The following is a 17,185-nucleotide window of genomic DNA, read 5'->3' as shown; positions in this document are numbered from 1 at the left end:
AAATCTTACTCTGTCATGGCGCGGCAGTAATGCCCCTCCCGCTGAGCAGAGGAAACAAACTCCTTCACGCCTGCGGCGGAGGCGGTGGTCCCCAGCCATACGGACATGTCCCTCCGCCGGGCCGACACCCGCTTGAGCAGCGCCGCGGCGTTGGCGGCGCTTTCCAGCTTGTAGTCCGTCCGGTCCATGTCCGGCGTCAGGCAGCTATACCCCAACTGCTCCAACGCCTGCAGCGTTTCCTCTCCGCCGTCGGCATAAACGAGGCGGGTCCGCGTCAGCGTGGCCCGATACAGGGCGTCATTACCCCGCTTGAGCTGCTGGTCTAAGCTCTCCGCCGGGTCCTCCGGGTCCAGCAGCAGCCCCACGGCACTGCCGGACACCGCTAAGCGCCGCAGCAGATCGCCGTTATTTTCCATGAATTCCGGCGTACAGTAAAATGTGGCCCAGCCGTTGGCCCGCTCCAACGCGTCCAGCAGACTGCCGGCCCGCTGGTCCGCCTCAATGCACAGGCGGATGCGGGCACCGCTGGGCGGGACTGTGGTGCCGGAGGGCGTCTGCGGTGTGGAGGGCGTCTGGCTCCCCTTGGTATAGGCCGTGTAGCGCTCCTCCATGTTGTAGGTGGCAGCATTGGCAAAATCCGCCGCAGTCATGCCGAAATTCGGAGATCGCAGCCACACAAGATACCCGTGGGCCACCTCCGTCACGGAGTATTGCAGTCCGAAAAAGTCTGACACTATGGAGGCCGGTACAAACGCGCTACCGCCGGACTGAATGAGCCCCGGCGTCAGTACCTGGCCGCCGCCATCCTGTGCCGTTCCCTTTTCCCAGTCGAACAAGAGCGCCCGCCGGTCCTTTTCCAGCACCGTCATTTTCTTTGCCGTATTGTTGATGATGGAAATATCAAAGCCGGTGAACACCGACGCCGGTACATAGAGATAGCCGCCGGACCAGAACGGCATGGTGGCGTCCGTCAGAGGCAGTACGCTGGCCTCCGCCGCCACAAAGTACACGCTGCCCGCCGCCCGGACCGGAAGCGCCAGCTGGAGCACCAGCAGCAGACAGAAAAGCAGGGCCGCACCGCGTTTTTTCATGCCGCTTTCCTCCCCTCTGACCATTTGAATAAAATATTTTACCACAGTCCTGCGGGCCTTGTAAAGCCCTACCCCGCATAGACCGCCACCGTTACGCCGGTATAGTAGTGGGTGAGAATCTCCCGGTAATCGGCCCCGGCCTCCGCCATGGCGTCCGCGCCGTACTGGCTGAGTCCAACGCCGTGGCCGTGACCTGTCACGTAAAAAACAAAATTTCCGTCCTGAAGCTCCCATTCAAAGCAGGCGGAGCGCAGCCCCAGCGCGGCGCGCACCACCGTCCCCCGGACGGTCACGCCGCCCACCTCCACGGTCTCCACGCTGTCTGCACCGTCCCGCACGGCATTTTTCAGCCAGTTCTTTTTCTCGCCGGACAGCTCCGCCCCTGGAATCTTGGCCAGTAATCGCTGCTTCAGATCCGCCGGTGAAAATTCCACACGGCTATAATAATTGGGAATGCTCTCCGCCGCCTCCGGGGAGTCCACAGGTTTAAGATAGGGCAGATCGTTCTGCCACACCTGTCCGGCGGCGCGGGTCAGCCCGGCGGAGCTGGCATGGAACACCGCCAAAATCGGCACGCCGCCGTACAAAATGGCCTCACCGTCTGTGGCAGCCACCGCCGTGCGTATCTTTTCCGTATAGCTTTCGGCATTTTCGCCCCAGTTCGCCCGGGCGCTTTCCGGGGCGATATATGCCTGACAGCAGGTGGAATCCGTGCAGATGTCCGCCGTATCTCCGTGGTTTCCCCCGGAGATTAGCTTATAGAGCGTGTAGGTCCGAGCCGCCACCGCCTGTGCCTTCAGCGCCTCCTCCGCGAAGGAGGCGGGCATCTCCGCCGCCGTGACGCCAAACAAATAATCCTCCATAGTCATCTCCCGGACGGTATTGCCCTCCAGCACCCGCAGCGTCCGCTCCCGGTCATGCGGCGCGGCAGGCGATTCCGCCTCCTCTGTCTGCTCCAAAGCAGTATCCGCCGCCGGCGTCTGCGGCGGCTCTGCCACCTCTGCCGGTCCCCGCACCAGCGCCAGCGGCAAAAGAAAGATTCCCAGCAGCGCTGTGCCGGAGGCCAACAGTGTTTCTCTTAGTAATTGCTCCATTCCGTTCTCCCTCGCTTGTCCGTTTTCTTTTCTATATGCGGCGGCCGACATAAAAATGAGCGGCAGCGTGGACAAGCCGGAAAAACGGTGGTATAATTTTAAAACTAAAATGAAACGTTACGGTGGCGATGCCGCCTGAAAGGACAGAATATGAAACAGCGTGCGCTTCTTTTCTCTCTGGCTGCCGGGGCAGCGTGCCTTGCCCTGCGGCTGCTTCAAAATCATATTGGTTTTGAGGCGGACACCCGCCTGCCGGTTCCCGGCAGTCTTCCCACTCTGCTGCTGCCGTTGCTGCTGCTTTTATCTGCGGTAGCACTGATTTTCCTGACCCGCCGCCTGCCCCGCAGCACAGAGGCCCCCTTTTCCGCACAATTCGGCGGCGCGGACGCAAAATGTCTGACGCTGACGGTCCTCGGCTGCTTTTTGGTAGGTCTCTCCGGCGTATGGGAGCTGCTGCGGGCTGTCTCCGGCGGGCAGACCGTTCTTTCGGCGGATGGGCTTTCCATGGTCGCCTCTGCCGGCTCCGGCACCTCCGGCGCCATCATGGGCGTACTGTCCATAGCTGCCGCTGCCGGTCTGTTCTGCGGTTTATTGGCCTGCCGGAAGGAGACGGTCAGTCCGCTGCCGCTGCTGGCCGTTCCGGTCTCACTGCTAATTCGGCTGGTCTTTGTTTACCGGCTGGACTCCGTTGACCCGGTGCTGTCACACTACTACCCGGAGCTGCTGGGGCTGATGGCGCTGATTCTCGGTTCCTACCGGCTCTCCGGCTTCACGGTAAAGGCTGGAAATCCCCGGCTGTTCACCCTGTACACCGGGCTGTCCGTCATTTGCTCCCTGACGCTGCTGGCCGACGGAATTACCCCCGCCGCCTGTCTGACGCTGGGCGGTGCCGCCGCGCTGGCCGGGTTTTGCTGGACCATGCGGGAAGCGGCATGACTTCTTCAAAAAAACATCCGCCGCCTGAAGCATCAGGCGGCGGATGTTTTTTACTCAGGCATTGATGTCCCGGGTGGCGTAGGCATTGAGCTCCATGCCCGCCGTGTGACCGGCCAGATACTCATAGTAGCCCTGTGCACCGATCATGGCACCGTTGTCGCCGCACCACCGCAGCGGCGGCAGATACAGGTGATAGCCCGCCTGCGCGCAGGCCCGCTCCAAATCGCCCCGAATGACAGAATTGGCCGCCACGCCGCCTGCCGCGGCAATCACAGTCCTTCCCGCCTGCTTTGCGGCCTCCATGGCCCGGGGCACCAGCGTGTCGCTGACTGCCTGCGCGAAATCCCGCGCCAGCGCCGGGGCGTCCAACGGCTGGCCCACCTGCTCGGCATGGTGGGCCAAATTCACCACCGCCGTTTTCAGACCCGAAAAGCTCATGTCCAGCGGAGCGCCCTCCACATGGGCCACCGGCAGGGTGTAAACGCCGCCCTTTGATTTCTGCGCCAGCTTATCCATAGGCGCGCCGCCGGGATACGGCAAGCCCAGCACCCGGGCCGCCTTGTCAAAGCACTCCCCTGCCGCGTCATCCCGGGTCGCGCCTAAAATCTTCATATCCGTGTAATCCCGGACGTCCACGATGAGCGTATTGCCGCCGGAGATAGCCAGTGCCAGAAACGGCGGCTCCAGCTCCGGGAAGGCCAGATAGTTCGCGGCGATATGTCCCCGGATATGGTGCACCGGAATCAGCGGCACCCCCAGCCCAAATGCCATGGATTTTGCGAAGCTGAGGCCCACCAGCACCGCGCCGATAAGGCCCGGCGCATAGGTGACCGCCACCGCGTCAATATCCTGCCGGGTGCAGCCTGCGTCCGCAAGGGCCTTTTCCGTCAGGGCGGCGATGGCCTCCACGTGCTTGCGGGAGGCGATTTCCGGCACAACACCGCCGTAGAGCGCATGGAGGTCCGCTTGGGACGCGATGGCGTCCGACAGCACTCGGCGTCCGTCCTCCACCACCGCCACGGCGGTCTCATCGCATGAGCTTTCAAAGGCTAAAATTTTCATGGTACCGCTTCTTTCTCTTGTTATTCAGCGTAACGGCCGCTTTTCACTGCTGCCATGGGACTCTCGGTCCCGGCGCGGCCTTGGCGTCAAAGGGGATGCGGACATATTTATGAAATTTGTCCGCCGCGAAGGTATTTTCGTAAACAAACCGGTGCTCCTGCATCAAAAGCGCCTCGTCCACCGGCCCATCGGCCAGATACAGCGTTTTATAGTGCACGCCGAACATCTCCGTATCATAGCCTGCGGTCCGCAGGCCGTTCCGGGCATAAAAGCCCAGCCGCCGCGCCGCCATGGCCGCGTCCGGGGCGTCCTCCGGGGCTTCGGATTCTCCGAAAATCACGGTACCGCTCTCCCGCTCCCGCAGCTTTTGCAGAAGCACGGCGCCAAGGCCGCCGTTACGGCGGGCGCTGGAAACACATAGATAATCCAGCAGCGCCCAGCCGGGATGGCCCAGCCAGAGAAACGCCTCGCCCACGATATTATCCCCGTCAAACAGGCAGTAGGGTCTGTACCAGCCCTCCGTCCAGCTCTTCTCAATATTCCGCAGGGGTTTTAATTCCGCTGTGGGAAATGCTTCCTTCAGATCCCGGTCATAAATCGTCCTCAGTTGTTCAACTGACGGGATTCTCAGCTCCATGATGTTCAAACTCCTTGGTCATAATGATGGCATCCTCTCTGGGATGCTCATAATAATTTTTCCGACGGCCCACGCTGCGAAAGCCCCGGCTGCCGTAAAGGGCAATGGCGTCATAGTTGGAAGCCCGCACCTCCAGCGACAAAAACGCCAAGTGGTTGCCCTTGGCAAAGTCCAGAAAGACCTGCAGGAGCTTTCCCGCGATGCCCTGCCGGCGGCAGTCCGGCCGGACCGCCACATTGGTGATGTACCCCTCGTCCAGCACCGCCTGTAAGCCGGCATAGCCTGCCACTTTATCATTGTCATCCAGAGCCACCAGAAAGGCGGAGAGGTAATTGTCCAGCTCCTCTGCCAGCATATTTCGGCTCCACGGCGTTGTAAAGCAGACCCGCTCCAGCTCCGCCACCTCGTCCAGATGGTCCGCAGTCATGGGGACAATGCGGACGTGCATTTTTTCAGCTTCCATTTTTTACTCCTTTGATCAGCCCTTGGCCTCCAGCCAGTTGCGGCCCCAGTGGGCCTCCGCCGTCAGGGGGACGGACAGATGGGCCACCTGCTCCATTTCCTCCTCCAGCAGCTTTGCCGCGGCCGCCGCCTGCGGCTCCGGGCACTCCACGATCAGCTCATCGTGGACCTGCAAGACCAGCTTGGCCTCCGGCAGTTCCCGTTTCAGCCGTTTCTCCACGGCCACCATAGCCAGCTTCATAATGTCCGCCGCCGTGCCCTGAATGGGCATATTCAGTGCCACCCGCTCCCCAAAGGAGCGCATATTGAAGTTGGAGGACTTGATCTCCGGCAGTTCCCGCCGCCGGTGGAACAGCGTTTCCACATGGCCCTGCTCCTTCGCCCGCGCCACTACGCTGTCCATGTACCGCCGCACGCCGGGGAATGTGGCGAAATACGCCTCCATATACGCCTTGGCCTCCGCTACCGTCACGCCGATGTCCTGGCTCAGGGAGAAGGCGGAAATGCCGTATACAATACCAAAGTTCACGGCCTTGGCACGGCGGCGCATCTCATGAGTCACCTCGGCGGGGGCCACATGGAACACCTGGGCCGCCGTGGCGGTGTGGATATCCGTGCCGGAGGTAAATGCCGCCTGCATGGCCTCGTCTCCGGAGATGTGGGCCAGCAGACGCAATTCAATTTGGGAGTAGTCCGCGTCCACCAGCACACAGCCCTCCGCCGGGATAAACATCCGGCGGATCTCGCTGCCTAAATCCGTCCGGGTGGGGATGTTCTGCAAATTCGGCTCTGTGGAGCTCAGCCGCCCGGTGGCGGTAACGGTCATCTGGAATCGGGTGCGGATGCGCCCGTCCGGGTCCATAGCCTTCAAAAGGCCCTCGGCGTAGGTGGACTTCAATTTCGCGTATTGCCGGTATTCCAGCACCGCCCCCACGATGGGGGCCTCGTACCGCAACTTTTCCAGCACATCGGCGTTGGTGGACCAGCCGGTTTTCGTTTTCTTGCCGTGTGGCAGGCCCAGCTTGCCGAACAAAATCTCTCCCAGCTGCTTGGGGGAGTTGATGTTGAATTCCTCCCCAGCCATATTGTAAATATTCTGTTCCAGAGCGGCGGCCTTTTCGGAGAGCATCTCCCCGAAGGACACCAGCGCCCCCTTGTCCACCCGGCACCCCGCCAGTTCCATTTCCGCCAGCACCCGGCACAGCGGCAGTTCTGCTGTGGTGTACAGTTCCCAGAGGTCCAGCTCCTTCAATTTGGGAGCCAGCACTTCATAAAGGGCGTCCACGGCGCTGGTGTAGCTGTGGAAGGCAGCCTCCGCCGCCGTCACATCCCCCAGCAAGGAGAAGGCATCCGGTTCCAGATGGACCGGCTTTACCAGCTCCGTGTGGAAATACCCAGCGAACAGCTGACCGATTTCATATTTGCCGCTGGTGGCGTCCACCAGATAGGCGGCCAGAGCGGTGTCGAACATGAAGCCCTCTGCGTTCAGGCCGTTTTCCAGCAGCGTCCGCATGAGGTCCTTGACGTTATGGCTCACTTTTTTAATGTTGGTGGCGAACAGGGCGTTCAGCAGCGCGTTCCAGTCGCCGGTGTAGCGCTCGAAGAAAAATTCCGCCGACAGGGCGGTATCCGCCCCGGTATCGCAGTCCGCAATGACCCCGGAGAGGTCCGGCAGGGCCAGCACCGTCACATGATCCGCCTTGCGGAACAGTTCCAGCACCTCCCGGGCACGGGATTCCTCCGTGATCCGCTCCGCCGTCACGGTGACGTCCGGCACGGCATCCGCCGGGGCCGTTTCCTCCGGACGCAAGCCCATTTTTTCGATCAGCTTGGAAAATTCCAGCTTCAAAAACAGGGGATATGCCGCCGGTGACGGCTCCCGCACCCGGTTTTCCGCCGGGTCGAAGGACAGCGGCGCGTCGGTGACGATGGTGGCCAGCCAGTAGGAATGGCGGGCGGCGTTCTCTCCCGCCGTCAGCTTTTTGATGGCGGCGGGCTTGGCGTCAATATCCGGCAGCTTTTCATAAACGGCGTCAATGCTGCCGTATTTTTGAATAAGGTCCATGGCGGTCTTTTCCCCAATGCCCGGCACGCCGGGAATATTGTCGGAGGCGTCTCCCATCAGGGCCTTCAAATCGATCATGTGTATGGGGTCAAAGCCATACTGCTCCCGGAAAGTCTCCGGGGTCATGTCCTTTGTGGTGGTCTGGCCCATACGGGTGGAGACCAGCTTCACCTTGGTGTGCTCCGTGATGAGCTGAAGGGAATCCTTATCGCCCGTCACCACCACGCAGTCCCAGCCCGCCGCCTCGCACCTTCTGGAAATGGTGCCGATGAGGTCATCGGCCTCCCAGCCCTCCATTTCGTAGCGGGGAATGTTCAGGGCGTCCAGCACCTCCTTGAGCACCGGCACCTGCATCCGAAGCTCCTCCGGCATGGGCTTGCGGGTGGCCTTGTAGTCCTCGTCCGCCTTGTGGCGGAACGTGGGAGCGTGGACGTCAAATGTGACGCACAGCGCGTCCGGCTGCTCCTCGTCCCGCAGACGCAACAACGTGGTAAGAAAGCCGAAGATCGCGTGGGTGAACAGCCCCTCCCGGTTGGAAAGCGGGCGAATGCCGTAATAGGCCCGGTTGATGATGGAATTACCGTCTATGACCATGCACTTCATGGGAAAACCTCCGGTGATAATCGCATAATTGGATTTATTATACCCCATTTCCCAGCCATTCGCAACGGCTTCCGTTGGAAAAGGCCGGATTTTTCCGCTCGCCTCCGCTGACGGGATAGAATGCCGAAAATCAGTCGGAAATTTTGGCGGATATCCCTATGCTTTTTTGTGGACAGGGCACGTTTTTTTCAGTATACTTCAGCCAAGAGGTGCATTATTTTTTATAATAGCTGATATAAGCGGAAGGGAGCGGTCTCATGACGGAAAGCTACGCCGGGAAAATCAACCGCAGGCTGCTGAAAAAGCAGCGAATCATTGCCGCTGCCGCCGGACGGGAGCCGGCGGAGCTGGTGCTGAAAAACGCCGCCTTTGTCAACGTCTTTTCCAACGAAATTTCCACCATGGACATTGCCGTGACAGAGGGGCTCATTGTCGGCATGGGCAGCTATCACGGCAAAACAGAGGTGGACTGCACCGGGAAAATCGTCCTCCCCGGCTTTCTGGACGCCCATATCCATCTGGAAAGCTCGCTGGTCAGCCCCACGGAATTTGTCAAGGCGGTGCTGCCCCACGGCACCACCACCGTTGTCACGGACCCCCATGAGATCACAAATGTTATGGGAACCGACGGAATCGAGTATATGCTCCAGGCCACAGAGGGCCTGCCGGTGGATGTGCGGTTCATGCTACCCTCCTGTGTCCCGGCAACGCCGCTGGACGAATCCGGTGCCATTCTGGACTACCGGGCTATTGACAGCTTTTATGACCATCCCCGGGTACAGGGCCTTGCGGAACTGATGAACTTTGTGGGCGCCATCAACGGGGACGAACAGACCGTGGAAAAAATCGTGGCGGCGCAGGCCCACCACAAAAAGATCGACGGTCACGCCCCGGACCTGAAGGGCAATGACCTCAACGCCTACATCGCCGCCGGCGTTTATTCCGACCATGAGTGCCACGATATAAATGATGCCCTTGCCAAGCTGGAGCGGGGACAATTCATCATGATTCGGGAGGGCACCGCCGCCCGGAACCTGGAGGCCCTCATGCCCCTGCTCACCGGCAAGTATGCTGACCGCTGTATGTTCTGCACGGACGATAAACACCCCAATGACCTGCTGGAAAAGGGCCACATCGACTATATTGTAAAGCGGGCCATCGCCCTTGGGGCCGACCCCATCACCGCGGTCAAGGTGGCCTGCCACAACGCTGCCCGGTATTTTCTGCTGAACAACCGGGGCGGTATCTCCCCCGGCTATCTGGCGGACTTTGTCATCATCGACAGCTTCGATTCCTTCCAGATCGAACAGGTCTACAAGCGTGGCGTGCTCATGGTGGACCACGGCCAAATGCGGGACTTCCCCGCCCCGGAGGTAGATGCCTATCTGGTGGAGCGCGCCCACAGAACGTTCCATGTGGCGACCCTCACGGCGGAGGACTTTGTGGAAAAGCGGCCCCGGGGCGTCATCGGCATGGTGAACGGTGAGATCACCACGGCGGACGCCGGGTACTCCGACCGCATCGACACGGAGTATGATGTGCTGAAGATTGCCGTGGTGGAGCGGCACAAGAATACGCACCACATCGGCATCGGCTATTTGCAGGGCTACGGCCTGAGGTCCGGCGCGGTGGCCACCTCTATTTCTCACGATTCCCACAACATCATCGTAGTCGGCACCACCGAAGCCGACATGGCCGCCGCCGTGAACCGGGTGGTGGAGCTGAACGGCGGCATCGTGGTGTGGGACGATGGCCGCCCCGCCGCTGAGGTACCGCTGGCCATTGCCGGAATCATGAGCGATGAGCCGCTGGCCGTTGTGAACGAAAAGCTGGAGCGGGCCAAGGCCGTGGCCCACAGTCTCGGCGTCGGCCCCGGCATTGATCCCTTCATGACTCTGAGCTTCATGGCCCTGCCGGTGATCCCCTCTCTGCGAATCACCACCCGGGGCGTGTTCGATGTCACCACCCAGAGCTACGTATAACGCCGGAATATGAAAAGCCTGCCTCTACGTCAGCAGAGGCAGGCTTTTTGCCGCTCAATCAGAGGTAAAACCGGTGGCAGCCGATGGTCTGTTGATAGGTGCAGTTGGCGTTGATCCACACCCCCTGCGACAGCGCCGGGGCGTAGAAATACAGAGCATCGCCGATGATGTTTTCCCCCGCCAGCGCCTGCCGCGCCGCCTCCACGGAAGTCTCGGAGGGTGATTGATAAATGCGTCCGTTTCCCACCGGCTCAAACTGGACCGCGTCCTTCCGGTCAAAAATCACGGCCTGCACGGTATCCGGGAATTGCGGACTCGCCACCCGGTTCAAAATGACATTTCCCACGGCGATCTGCCCTGTCATGGACTCCGCTCCGCTTTCAGCGTAGATAATGTGGGCCAGCCAGTAAAGCTCAGAGGCGTTGCAGGCCGCGCCGGGGGAGGTCACCGCCGCGCCGCCTGAGTACGCATCCCACTCCACGGTGCACCCCAGCGCCTCGCACACCGCTCGCAGCGGCACGTAGGTCACGCCGTTTTCCACCGTCACCCGGCCATGGAACGTGCGGCTGTTGACGGTGAGGGTGTCCGCTGCCGGGTCTGCTCGGAGCGTATCATCTTCACTTTCCGCCGCGGCCTGTCCCGCGCTGCTGTCCCACCACACGCGCCAACCGGCGTCCAGCCCATTCAGCAGCGCCCGCAGCGGCACATAGGTCACGCCGCTGTCCACATAGCCGCGCACCGGCAGCGTGTCGGCGTCCACCTGCACCGGTACGCTCCGGCGGGCGGCGTGAGCACCCACAGTCAGAAGTCCGGCAACGGCCGCTGTCATCAGCAAACGTTGGAAAATTCTCTGTTTCATGTCTCTTTTCCTTTCTGTTACCATTTTGTAACCTTATTGTACCCAACGGCAAGGGCAGGAAACAACCCTCAAAAGCTGGAAACAGCGGCAGAGGCTTCCAGTCCCCCCTCACATTGACTTTTTCCGCCGCAGGGATTACAATAACAGCATCTCATTTATGACACTGCAAAAGGAGTGTTGATTATGCTGTTTTCCGACCGTCCCCGCACACACTATGAAAAGCCGCTGGCCCATGAGGTCATCTGCCAGCTTCGCTTCCCCACGATTCTCACCATCAACAATACGGAGCCTGCCGATTTTCAGGAGGCTGTCCGGGAGGACTTTCCCCAGTACGCCCGCCGACAGGACCAACTGCCGCCCCGGGTGGTAAACGGCAAGCCCGAGCCGCAGGCTCCGGTGACCAATTACCATTTTCTCTCACAGGACGGGCGCTGGAAGCTGAACCTCACCCGGGATTTCATCGCTCTCTCCACGTTGTCCTACCCCGGCTGGGAGGAGTTTGCCCGGATGCTGGACAAGCCCCTTGCAACATTCATCCAGCTCTATAAGCCCGCCTATTTCCAGCGGGTGGGTCTGCGGTATCTCAATATCGTTTCCCGGAACGCGCTGGGGCTGGAGGATACGCCGTGGCGTGAGCTGTTCACCCCGCCGTATCTGGGTGTTCTGGCGGAGCTGGATGTGGACGAGGAGCGCGTCCCCGTGGCGGGTCTTGATGTACAGCTCAAGCTGGATTCCAGCAGCGCCGCCAAGATTCACGCCGGTACCGCCCATCTTAAAAACAACACACCCAACGCGCCGCAGGACCCGGAGGTGAAGTTTATTCTGGACATGGACCTCTCCATGAGCGGCAATACGCCCTGCGGTCTGGCCGCCCCGGCTCTGGAAACGCTGCATGGTCACTCCACCCGCATTTTCGAGGGCGCTGTGACCGACACACTGCGTCAGGCCATGGGCCGCGTTTGATTCGCACACACTTTTTGCCCCTGTTGTCCGCACTCGGACAGCAGGGGCTTTTTTTTGCTGTGAATTTTTTGAAAAATAATCGGATTTCGGTGAAAAATACTCTATACAGCCGGACCCTGATTTGATAAGATAATGCGTGAAATATTTCCCGCACTACTTTTGAAAGGAGAATTTCCCATGCTGAACAATGCGTATTGCAAGCGGGTCTATGACCAGATTCTGGCCCGTGACCCCGATCAGAAGGAGTTTCATCAGGCGGTCTACGAGGTGCTGGAGGGGCTTCAGCCCATGGTGGAGCGTCATCCCGAGCTGGAGGCCAACGGCATTCTGGAGCGCTTTGTAGAGCCGGAGCGTACCGTTATGTTCCGCGTGCCCTGGACGGACGATTCCGGCAAGGTACAGGTGAACCGGGGCTTCCGGGTGCAGTTCAACTCCGCCATCGGCCCCTACAAGGGCGGCCTGCGGTTCCACCCCACGGTGAACCTGTCCATTCTGAAGTTCCTCGGCTTTGAGCAGATTTTGAAAAACAGCCTCACCGGCCTGCCCATCGGCGGCGGCAAGGGCGGCAGCGACTTTGACCCCAAGGGCAAGTCCGATGCCGAGGTCATGCGCTTCTGCCAGAGCTTTATGACGGAGCTCTACCGCCACATCGGCCAGTTCACGGATGTGCCCGCCGGTGATATCGGCGTGGGCGGCCGCGAGATTGGCTACCTGTTCGGCCAGTACAAGCGCCTGAAGAACGCCAGCGAGGCTTCTGTCCTCACCGGCAAGGGCCTGACCTTCGGCGGCTCTCTTACCCGGACCGAGGCCACCGGCTACGGCCTGTGCTATTTCACGGAGGAGATGCTCAAGACGCTGAAGGGCGACAGCTTTGCCGGTAAGACCGTGGTGATCTCCGGCAGCGGCAATGTGGCTATCTTCGCCTGCGAAAAGGCCACGGCTCTCGGCGCTAAGGTTGTCGCCATGTGCGATTCCAACGGCTATATCCATGACCCGGACGGTATCAAGCTGGACGTTGTCAAGGACATCAAGCTCGTCAAGCGCGGCCGCATCAAGGAATATGCCGCACAGGTCCCCGGCAGCACCTATACCGAGGGCTGCCGCGGCATCTGGACCATCCCCTGCGACATTGCCCTGCCCTGCGCCACTCAGAATGAGATCGACGTGGCCGAGGCCGAAAACATCGTCAAAGGCGGCGCCATGGCCGTGGCCGAGGGCGCCAATATGCCCTCCACCCCCGCCGCCATCGACATTTTCCGCAAGGCCGGTCTGCTGTTCGCGCCCGCCAAGGCGGCCAACGCCGGCGGCGTGGCGGTCAGCGCACTGGAAATGAGCCAGAACTCCATGCGCTACTCCTGGACATTTGAGGAGGTGGACGCCAAGCTCCACGGCATCATGGTGAACATCTTCCACAACATCAATAACGCCGCCAAGGAATACGGCCTTGATGGCAACCTCGTAGCCGGTGCCAATCTGGCCGGCTTCAAGAAGGTCAGCGAGGCCATGCTGGCGCAGGGTCTTGTCTGAGCTTAACATCACACACAAAAAATACAGGACAGGGAACAATTTCCCTGTCCTGTATTTTTTATAAATGCTCAAGGGTGGATCTCCGCACATGGCTCCCACGCCAGATGGAGGGGGCGAACAGCAGCAGCATGGGGAACAGCTCCAGCCGTCCCGCCAGCATATCAAAGCTCAAAAGCAGCTTGGCCCACGGGGCAAAGAAACCGAAATTCCCGGTGGGGCCCACCATGTTCAGTCCCGGGCCGACGTTATTGATGCAGGTCACAACAGCGGTAAAGGTTGTCAGCTCATCAAAGCCCGCCAGACTCAGCAGCAGCCATGAGCCGCATAAAATCAGTATGTAGATGGAAAGATACGCCTGCACGCCCCGCACCTGTTTTTCCGGCAGGGCGCGGCCCTCCATCCGCACATTGATCACGGCATTGGGATGCAGCATCTTCCGCATATCCATTACAGCGGCCTTTGCCAAGGTGACGATGCGCGTGACCTTCAATCCGCCGGCGGTAGAACCGGCGCAGCCGCCCACAAACATCAGCAGCACCAGCACTGTTTTGGAAAAAACCGGCCACTGCCCGAAATCCACTGTGGCGTAGCCGGTTGTGGTGATAACGGAGGACACCTGAAAGAAAGTGTGGCGCAGCGCCGTTCCCACAGAGCCGTACAGCGACAGGATGTTGGCGGCAATGGCCGCTGTGGACGCCGCCACGATGCCGAGATACACCCACAGCTCCTCGGAGCGGAGCACCTCCCGAAAGCGGCGCACCAGCAGGAAAAAGTACAGATTAAAATTGACGCCGAAGGCCAGCATCCCGATACCGGTGACAATGTCGATATACGCGCTGTTGTAGGCCCCCACGCTGGCGTTCCGGCTGGAAAAGCCGCCGGTGCCCGCCGTGCCGAAGGCATGGATACAGGCATCAAACAAATCCATGCCCCCCAGCACCAGCAGCAAAATCATAACCGCTGTCATCACAAAATAAATGCCGTAGAGGATTTTTGCCGTGTCGCTCATGCGGCTCACCAGCTTGCCCGCCGTGGGGCCGGGCATCTCCGCACGGAGGATATGCATGGTATGTCCGTCGCTCATGGGTAAAATCGCCATGACGAACACCAGTACGCCCATGCCGCCAACCCAGTGCGTAAAGCTGCGCCAGAACAGGCTGCCCCGGCTCAGCGGTTCCACTGCCGGGAGGATACTGGCTCCGGTGGTAGTAAAGCCGGAGACCGTTTCAAAAAAGGCGTCCACGTAATGGAGAATGTCCCCCGAAAGCACAAAGGGCAGCGCTCCAAAGGCGGACATCAGCAGCCACACCAGCGCCACGGCAGCAAAGCCGTCCTTGGCGTAAAGGGCGGTGCGCTCCGGCTTTCGGAAGCTCAAAAGTGCGCCGCAAACTACCAGCGCCGCCATGGTGATCAGCCACGGCATGGCCGGTTCCCTGTACAGCAGCGCCACGGCCAGCGGCAGGGTCAGAAGTCCCGCCTCCACCAGCAGGATTCGCCCCAGCACAAAGCCGATCATGCGTATATTCATAGTGCCTCCTCTTACTCCTGCCGCAAAATATCGTGAATGTCCTGAAGGGCGGCGTCCTGCGTCACCACAATGACATCATCGCCGCTGCGAATCACATCGCTGCCGCCGGGTATGACAATGCTGCCGTTGCGCCGGACAATGCCCGCAATGAGCACGCCGGATTTCAGCCGCAGGTCCTTCAGGGGCGTTTCCACAAAGGCAACGTCATTGTCTACATGAAATTCCAGTGCCTCAATAGCCCCCTCCACCAGCCGGTGCAGCGTTTTGATCTTGGCGCCGGAGGCGCTCTCCATGGCCCGGACGTACTGCACAATCAACTCCGTGGTCACATCTCGGACGGAGACTATGCTGTCGATCATCCGCTCGCTGCTCACCAGCTCCATCAGGGAGCGGCGGTTGATCTTCGCCACCACCTTGCACCCGGCCTTCTGCCGGGATGCGCACATGGCCATGAGGATATTGGCCTCGTCAATGCCGGTCAGGGCCACAAAGGCATCGGTATCGTCAATGCCCTCCTCTGCCAGCAGCTCCCCGTCCGTACCGTCACCCACAATGACCAGCGCCCGGGGCAGCAGCTCGCTGATTTGGGCGCAGCGGCTCTCATTCTGGTCGATAATCTTCACGCTCATCCCCATGTGCAGAAGCTCGCTTGCAAGATAGTAGCACATTTTGCTGGCGCCCACGATCATGACGCTGGATGCCTTTTTGCGAAACACACCCAAATACTGGAAAAAAGCGGAGAGCTGATCCGGCGCGGCGGTGACATAGATTTTATCGCCGCTTTTTAGTTGGAAATCACCGGAGGGGATGGTGGTCTCCCCTTTCCGGGACACCGCACATATCAGCACCCTTGCCCGGGCGCTGCGGTAAATATCCAGCAATTGGACGCCATCCAGCGCAGAGCCCTCCTGCAAACGGTACTCCACCAGCTCCAGCCGCCCCTTGGAAAAGGACTCCAGCTTCATAGCCGCCGGGAACCGCAGTACGCGGGCAATCTCGTGAGCCGCCGCCTTTTCCGGGTTGATGGACATGGTCATGCCCAACTCCCCCCGCATGAAGCGGAGCTGCGTCTCATATTCCGGGTTGCGGATTCTGGCGATGGTGTGGGCCACGCCCAGCTTTTTCGCCACAAGGCAGGCCAGAATGTTGATCTCATCGCTGGAGGTGGTGGCGATCAGCAAGTCCGCCTTATTTACCTCCGCCTCCTTCTGCACCTCGTAGCTTGCTCCGTTGCCGCAAATTCCCATCACATCATAGACGTTGATGATATTTTCAATAAGCTTCGGCTCCTGATCGATAACCGTGACCCGGTGCTCCCGAATCAACTGAGCAGTCAGACTGCTGCCAACCTTGCCCGCGCCCACAATGATGATCTGCATTGCTTTTCCCCCTTGGCGGCTTTCCGCCGTTCATTCAAAAAGTCCCTCCGGGATGCGGATATCCGCCCTCGGAACCCGTTCCCAGTCAAAGTCCGTCAGCAGCGCCTCCGCCGTTTTCGGCGCGGCAGAGGGATTGATGCCCGCAAGATACCCCAGCCTCCCCAAAATTTCCTCCGGGGACAGCCGTTCCTGTAAGCTGTCCAGTCCCACTGCACTGTCCCGCTTGGAAAGGCGCTTTCCCTCCGCTGTCAGCAGCAGCGGGAAATGATAAAACTGCGGCGGCGTCAGGCCCAGCAGGTGATAGAGATATAACTGCCGGGGTGTGGAATCCTGCAGGTCCGACCCCCGCACCACCTCTGTGATGCCCATGGCGGCATCATCTACCACCACTGCCAGTTGATAGGCAAACATTCCGTCGGACCGGCGCAGAAGAAAATCCCCGCAGTCCCGGGCCAGATTTTCCTCATAACGGCCCATGTGTCCGTCCGTGAAGCCCCAGACCTCCTCCGACACCCGCAGCCGCAGAGCGGGCGCACGAGTCCGGCGCTTCTCCGCGATCTCCGCCGCTGATAAATACCGGCAGGTGCCGACATAAACTGTCTGCCCGTCCTCCCGGTGGGGAGCCGAGGCTGCGTGCAGCTCCGCCCGGGTGCAAAAGCAGGGGTACACCAGTCCCCTGTCCTCCAGTTTCTCCAGCGCCGCCTGATAGAGCGCCGTGCGGCGGCTTTGGTAATATGGGCCGGTACCGTTCTCCTTACCGGGGCCGATGTCCCAGTCCAGCCCCAGCCATTGCAGGTCCCGCTCCGTCTGTGCGCCGTATTTCAGCGGACAACGGGCGGTATCAAGGTCCTCCACCCGCAACAAAATTTTTCCGCCCTTCTGCCGTGCGGACAGCCACGCCAGCAGCGCGCAGAACAGGTTTCCCAGATGGAGCCGCCCGCTGGGAGACGGTGCAAAGCGCCCCAAGGTCTCCACAGTGCTCCACCTCCCATATCAC

At 60.4% G+C, this 17,185-nt stretch carries 14 protein-coding genes; 4 read left to right on the top strand and 10 right to left on the bottom strand.

The annotated features are described in order from the left end of the window. Positions 1–5: 5 nt before the first annotated feature. Together PY311_RS10475 and spoIID are read right to left on the bottom strand one after the other, a co-directional pair. Positions 6–1,091 (bottom strand): polysaccharide deacetylase family protein, encoded by a 1,086-nt coding sequence (locus tag PY311_RS10475; RefSeq protein ID WP_286148633.1) that lies wholly within the window; start codon positions 1,089–1,091, stop codon positions 6–8. A 68-nt stretch (positions 1,092–1,159) separates the two neighbouring features. Beyond that, positions 1,160–2,185 (bottom strand): stage II sporulation protein D, encoded by a 1,026-nt coding sequence (spoIID, locus tag PY311_RS10470; RefSeq protein WP_286148632.1) that lies wholly within the window; start codon positions 2,183–2,185, stop codon positions 1,160–1,162. 150 nt (positions 2,186–2,335) lie between these two features. On the opposite strand from spoIID, the gene PY311_RS10465 reads away from it, so the two are divergent. Continuing rightward, positions 2,336–3,121 (top strand): hypothetical protein, encoded by a 786-nt coding sequence (locus PY311_RS10465; RefSeq protein ID WP_286148631.1) that lies wholly within the window; start codon positions 2,336–2,338, stop codon positions 3,119–3,121. Between the two features lie 54 nt (positions 3,122–3,175). Here the strand turns inward: PY311_RS10465 and tsaD are convergent, their stop codons facing one another. From tsaD to polA, 4 genes are read right to left on the bottom strand one after another with little or no spacing between them, the layout of a single operon-like run. After that, positions 3,176–4,183, bottom strand: a complete 1,008-nt coding sequence (gene tsaD, locus PY311_RS10460) for a tRNA (adenosine(37)-N6)-threonylcarbamoyltransferase complex transferase subunit TsaD (protein WP_286148629.1) — start codon at positions 4,181–4,183, stop codon at positions 3,176–3,178. Positions 4,184–4,226: 43 nt separating this feature from the next. Then, complete coding sequence (locus PY311_RS10455; RefSeq protein ID WP_286148628.1) at positions 4,227–4,820, bottom strand: GNAT family N-acetyltransferase; 594 nt, start codon at positions 4,818–4,820, stop codon at positions 4,227–4,229. Then, a complete protein-coding gene (rimI, locus tag PY311_RS10450) occupies positions 4,795–5,283 on the bottom strand; it encodes a ribosomal protein S18-alanine N-acetyltransferase (protein WP_286148627.1) in 489 nt (162 codons plus the stop codon). The genes PY311_RS10455 and rimI overlap by 26 nt, the downstream gene beginning before the upstream one ends. Before the next feature lie 15 nt (positions 5,284–5,298). Then, the gene (gene polA / locus PY311_RS10445; protein WP_286148626.1) at positions 5,299–7,950 is read right to left on the bottom strand and encodes a DNA polymerase I; all 2,652 of its coding nucleotides are present in this window, start codon (positions 7,948–7,950) and stop codon (positions 5,299–5,301) included. Between the two features lie 257 nt (positions 7,951–8,207). Here polA and ade point away from each other — a divergent pair, with 257 nt between their 5' ends. Further along, positions 8,208–9,932 (top strand): adenine deaminase, encoded by a 1,725-nt coding sequence (gene ade, locus PY311_RS10440; RefSeq protein WP_286148625.1) that lies wholly within the window; start codon positions 8,208–8,210, stop codon positions 9,930–9,932. A gap of 58 nt (positions 9,933–9,990) precedes the next feature. Here ade and PY311_RS10435 read toward each other — a convergent pair whose 3' ends face one another. Then, entirely contained in the window at positions 9,991–10,791 is an 801-nt protein-coding gene (locus PY311_RS10435; protein WP_286148624.1) for a cell wall hydrolase, read from the bottom strand. Positions 10,792–10,974: 183 nt separating this feature from the next. On the opposite strand from PY311_RS10435, the gene PY311_RS10430 reads away from it, so the two are divergent. Further along, entirely contained in the window at positions 10,975–11,754 is a 780-nt protein-coding gene (locus PY311_RS10430) for a TIGR04255 family protein (protein ID WP_286148623.1), read from the top strand. Between the two features lie 177 nt (positions 11,755–11,931). Continuing rightward, entirely contained in the window at positions 11,932–13,281 is a 1,350-nt protein-coding gene (gene gdhA / locus PY311_RS10425) for an NADP-specific glutamate dehydrogenase (RefSeq protein ID WP_286148622.1), read from the top strand. Between the two features lie 58 nt (positions 13,282–13,339). Here gdhA and PY311_RS10420 read toward each other — a convergent pair whose 3' ends face one another. Genes PY311_RS10420 through gluQRS form a run of 3 tightly spaced genes read right to left on the bottom strand, consistent with a single transcriptional unit; the run spans position 13,340 to position 17,163 of the window. Next, entirely contained in the window at positions 13,340–14,809 is a 1,470-nt protein-coding gene (locus PY311_RS10420; RefSeq protein ID WP_286148620.1) for a TrkH family potassium uptake protein, read from the bottom strand. A gap of 11 nt (positions 14,810–14,820) precedes the next feature. Continuing rightward, positions 14,821–16,188, bottom strand: a complete 1,368-nt coding sequence (gene trkA / locus PY311_RS10415; RefSeq protein ID WP_286148619.1) for a Trk system potassium transporter TrkA — start codon at positions 16,186–16,188, stop codon at positions 14,821–14,823. Between the two features lie 30 nt (positions 16,189–16,218). Next, positions 16,219–17,163, bottom strand: a complete 945-nt coding sequence (gene gluQRS, locus PY311_RS10410) for a tRNA glutamyl-Q(34) synthetase GluQRS (RefSeq protein ID WP_286148616.1) — start codon at positions 17,161–17,163, stop codon at positions 16,219–16,221. Positions 17,164–17,185: the final 22 nt, after the last annotated feature.

Origin of the sequence: Neopoerus faecalis (assembly GCF_029218125.1) — a bacterium.
GTDB classification, from domain to species: Bacteria; Bacillota; Clostridia; order Oscillospirales; family Oscillospiraceae; genus Oscillibacter; species Oscillibacter faecalis_A.
This window is presented reverse-complemented; position numbering and strand designations above follow the sequence as displayed.

Excerpts from the sequence above, each read along its gene's own strand:
- trkA (WP_286148619.1), bottom strand. The coding sequence starts at position 16,188 with ATGCAGATCATCATTGTGGGCGCGGGCAAGGTTGGCAGCAGTCTGACT.
- PY311_RS10435 (WP_286148624.1), bottom strand. The coding sequence starts at position 10,791 with ATGAAACAGAGAATTTTCCAACGTTTGCTGATGACAGCGGCCGTTGCC.
- PY311_RS10430 (WP_286148623.1), top strand. The coding sequence starts at position 10,975 with ATGCTGTTTTCCGACCGTCCCCGCACACACTATGAAAAGCCGCTGGCC.
- spoIID (WP_286148632.1), bottom strand. The coding sequence starts at position 2,185 with ATGGAGCAATTACTAAGAGAAACACTGTTGGCCTCCGGCACAGCGCTG.
- gdhA (WP_286148622.1), top strand. The coding sequence starts at position 11,932 with ATGCTGAACAATGCGTATTGCAAGCGGGTCTATGACCAGATTCTGGCC.
- PY311_RS10465 (WP_286148631.1), top strand. The coding sequence starts at position 2,336 with ATGAAACAGCGTGCGCTTCTTTTCTCTCTGGCTGCCGGGGCAGCGTGC.
- ade (WP_286148625.1), top strand. The coding sequence starts at position 8,208 with ATGACGGAAAGCTACGCCGGGAAAATCAACCGCAGGCTGCTGAAAAAG.
- tsaD (WP_286148629.1), bottom strand. The coding sequence starts at position 4,183 with ATGAAAATTTTAGCCTTTGAAAGCTCATGCGATGAGACCGCCGTGGCG.
- polA (WP_286148626.1), bottom strand. The coding sequence starts at position 7,950 with ATGAAGTGCATGGTCATAGACGGTAATTCCATCATCAACCGGGCCTAT.
- rimI (WP_286148627.1), bottom strand. The coding sequence starts at position 5,283 with ATGGAAGCTGAAAAAATGCACGTCCGCATTGTCCCCATGACTGCGGAC.
- PY311_RS10420 (WP_286148620.1), bottom strand. The coding sequence starts at position 14,809 with ATGAATATACGCATGATCGGCTTTGTGCTGGGGCGAATCCTGCTGGTG.
- PY311_RS10455 (WP_286148628.1), bottom strand. The coding sequence starts at position 4,820 with ATGGAGCTGAGAATCCCGTCAGTTGAACAACTGAGGACGATTTATGAC.
- PY311_RS10475 (WP_286148633.1), bottom strand. The coding sequence starts at position 1,091 with ATGAAAAAACGCGGTGCGGCCCTGCTTTTCTGTCTGCTGCTGGTGCTC.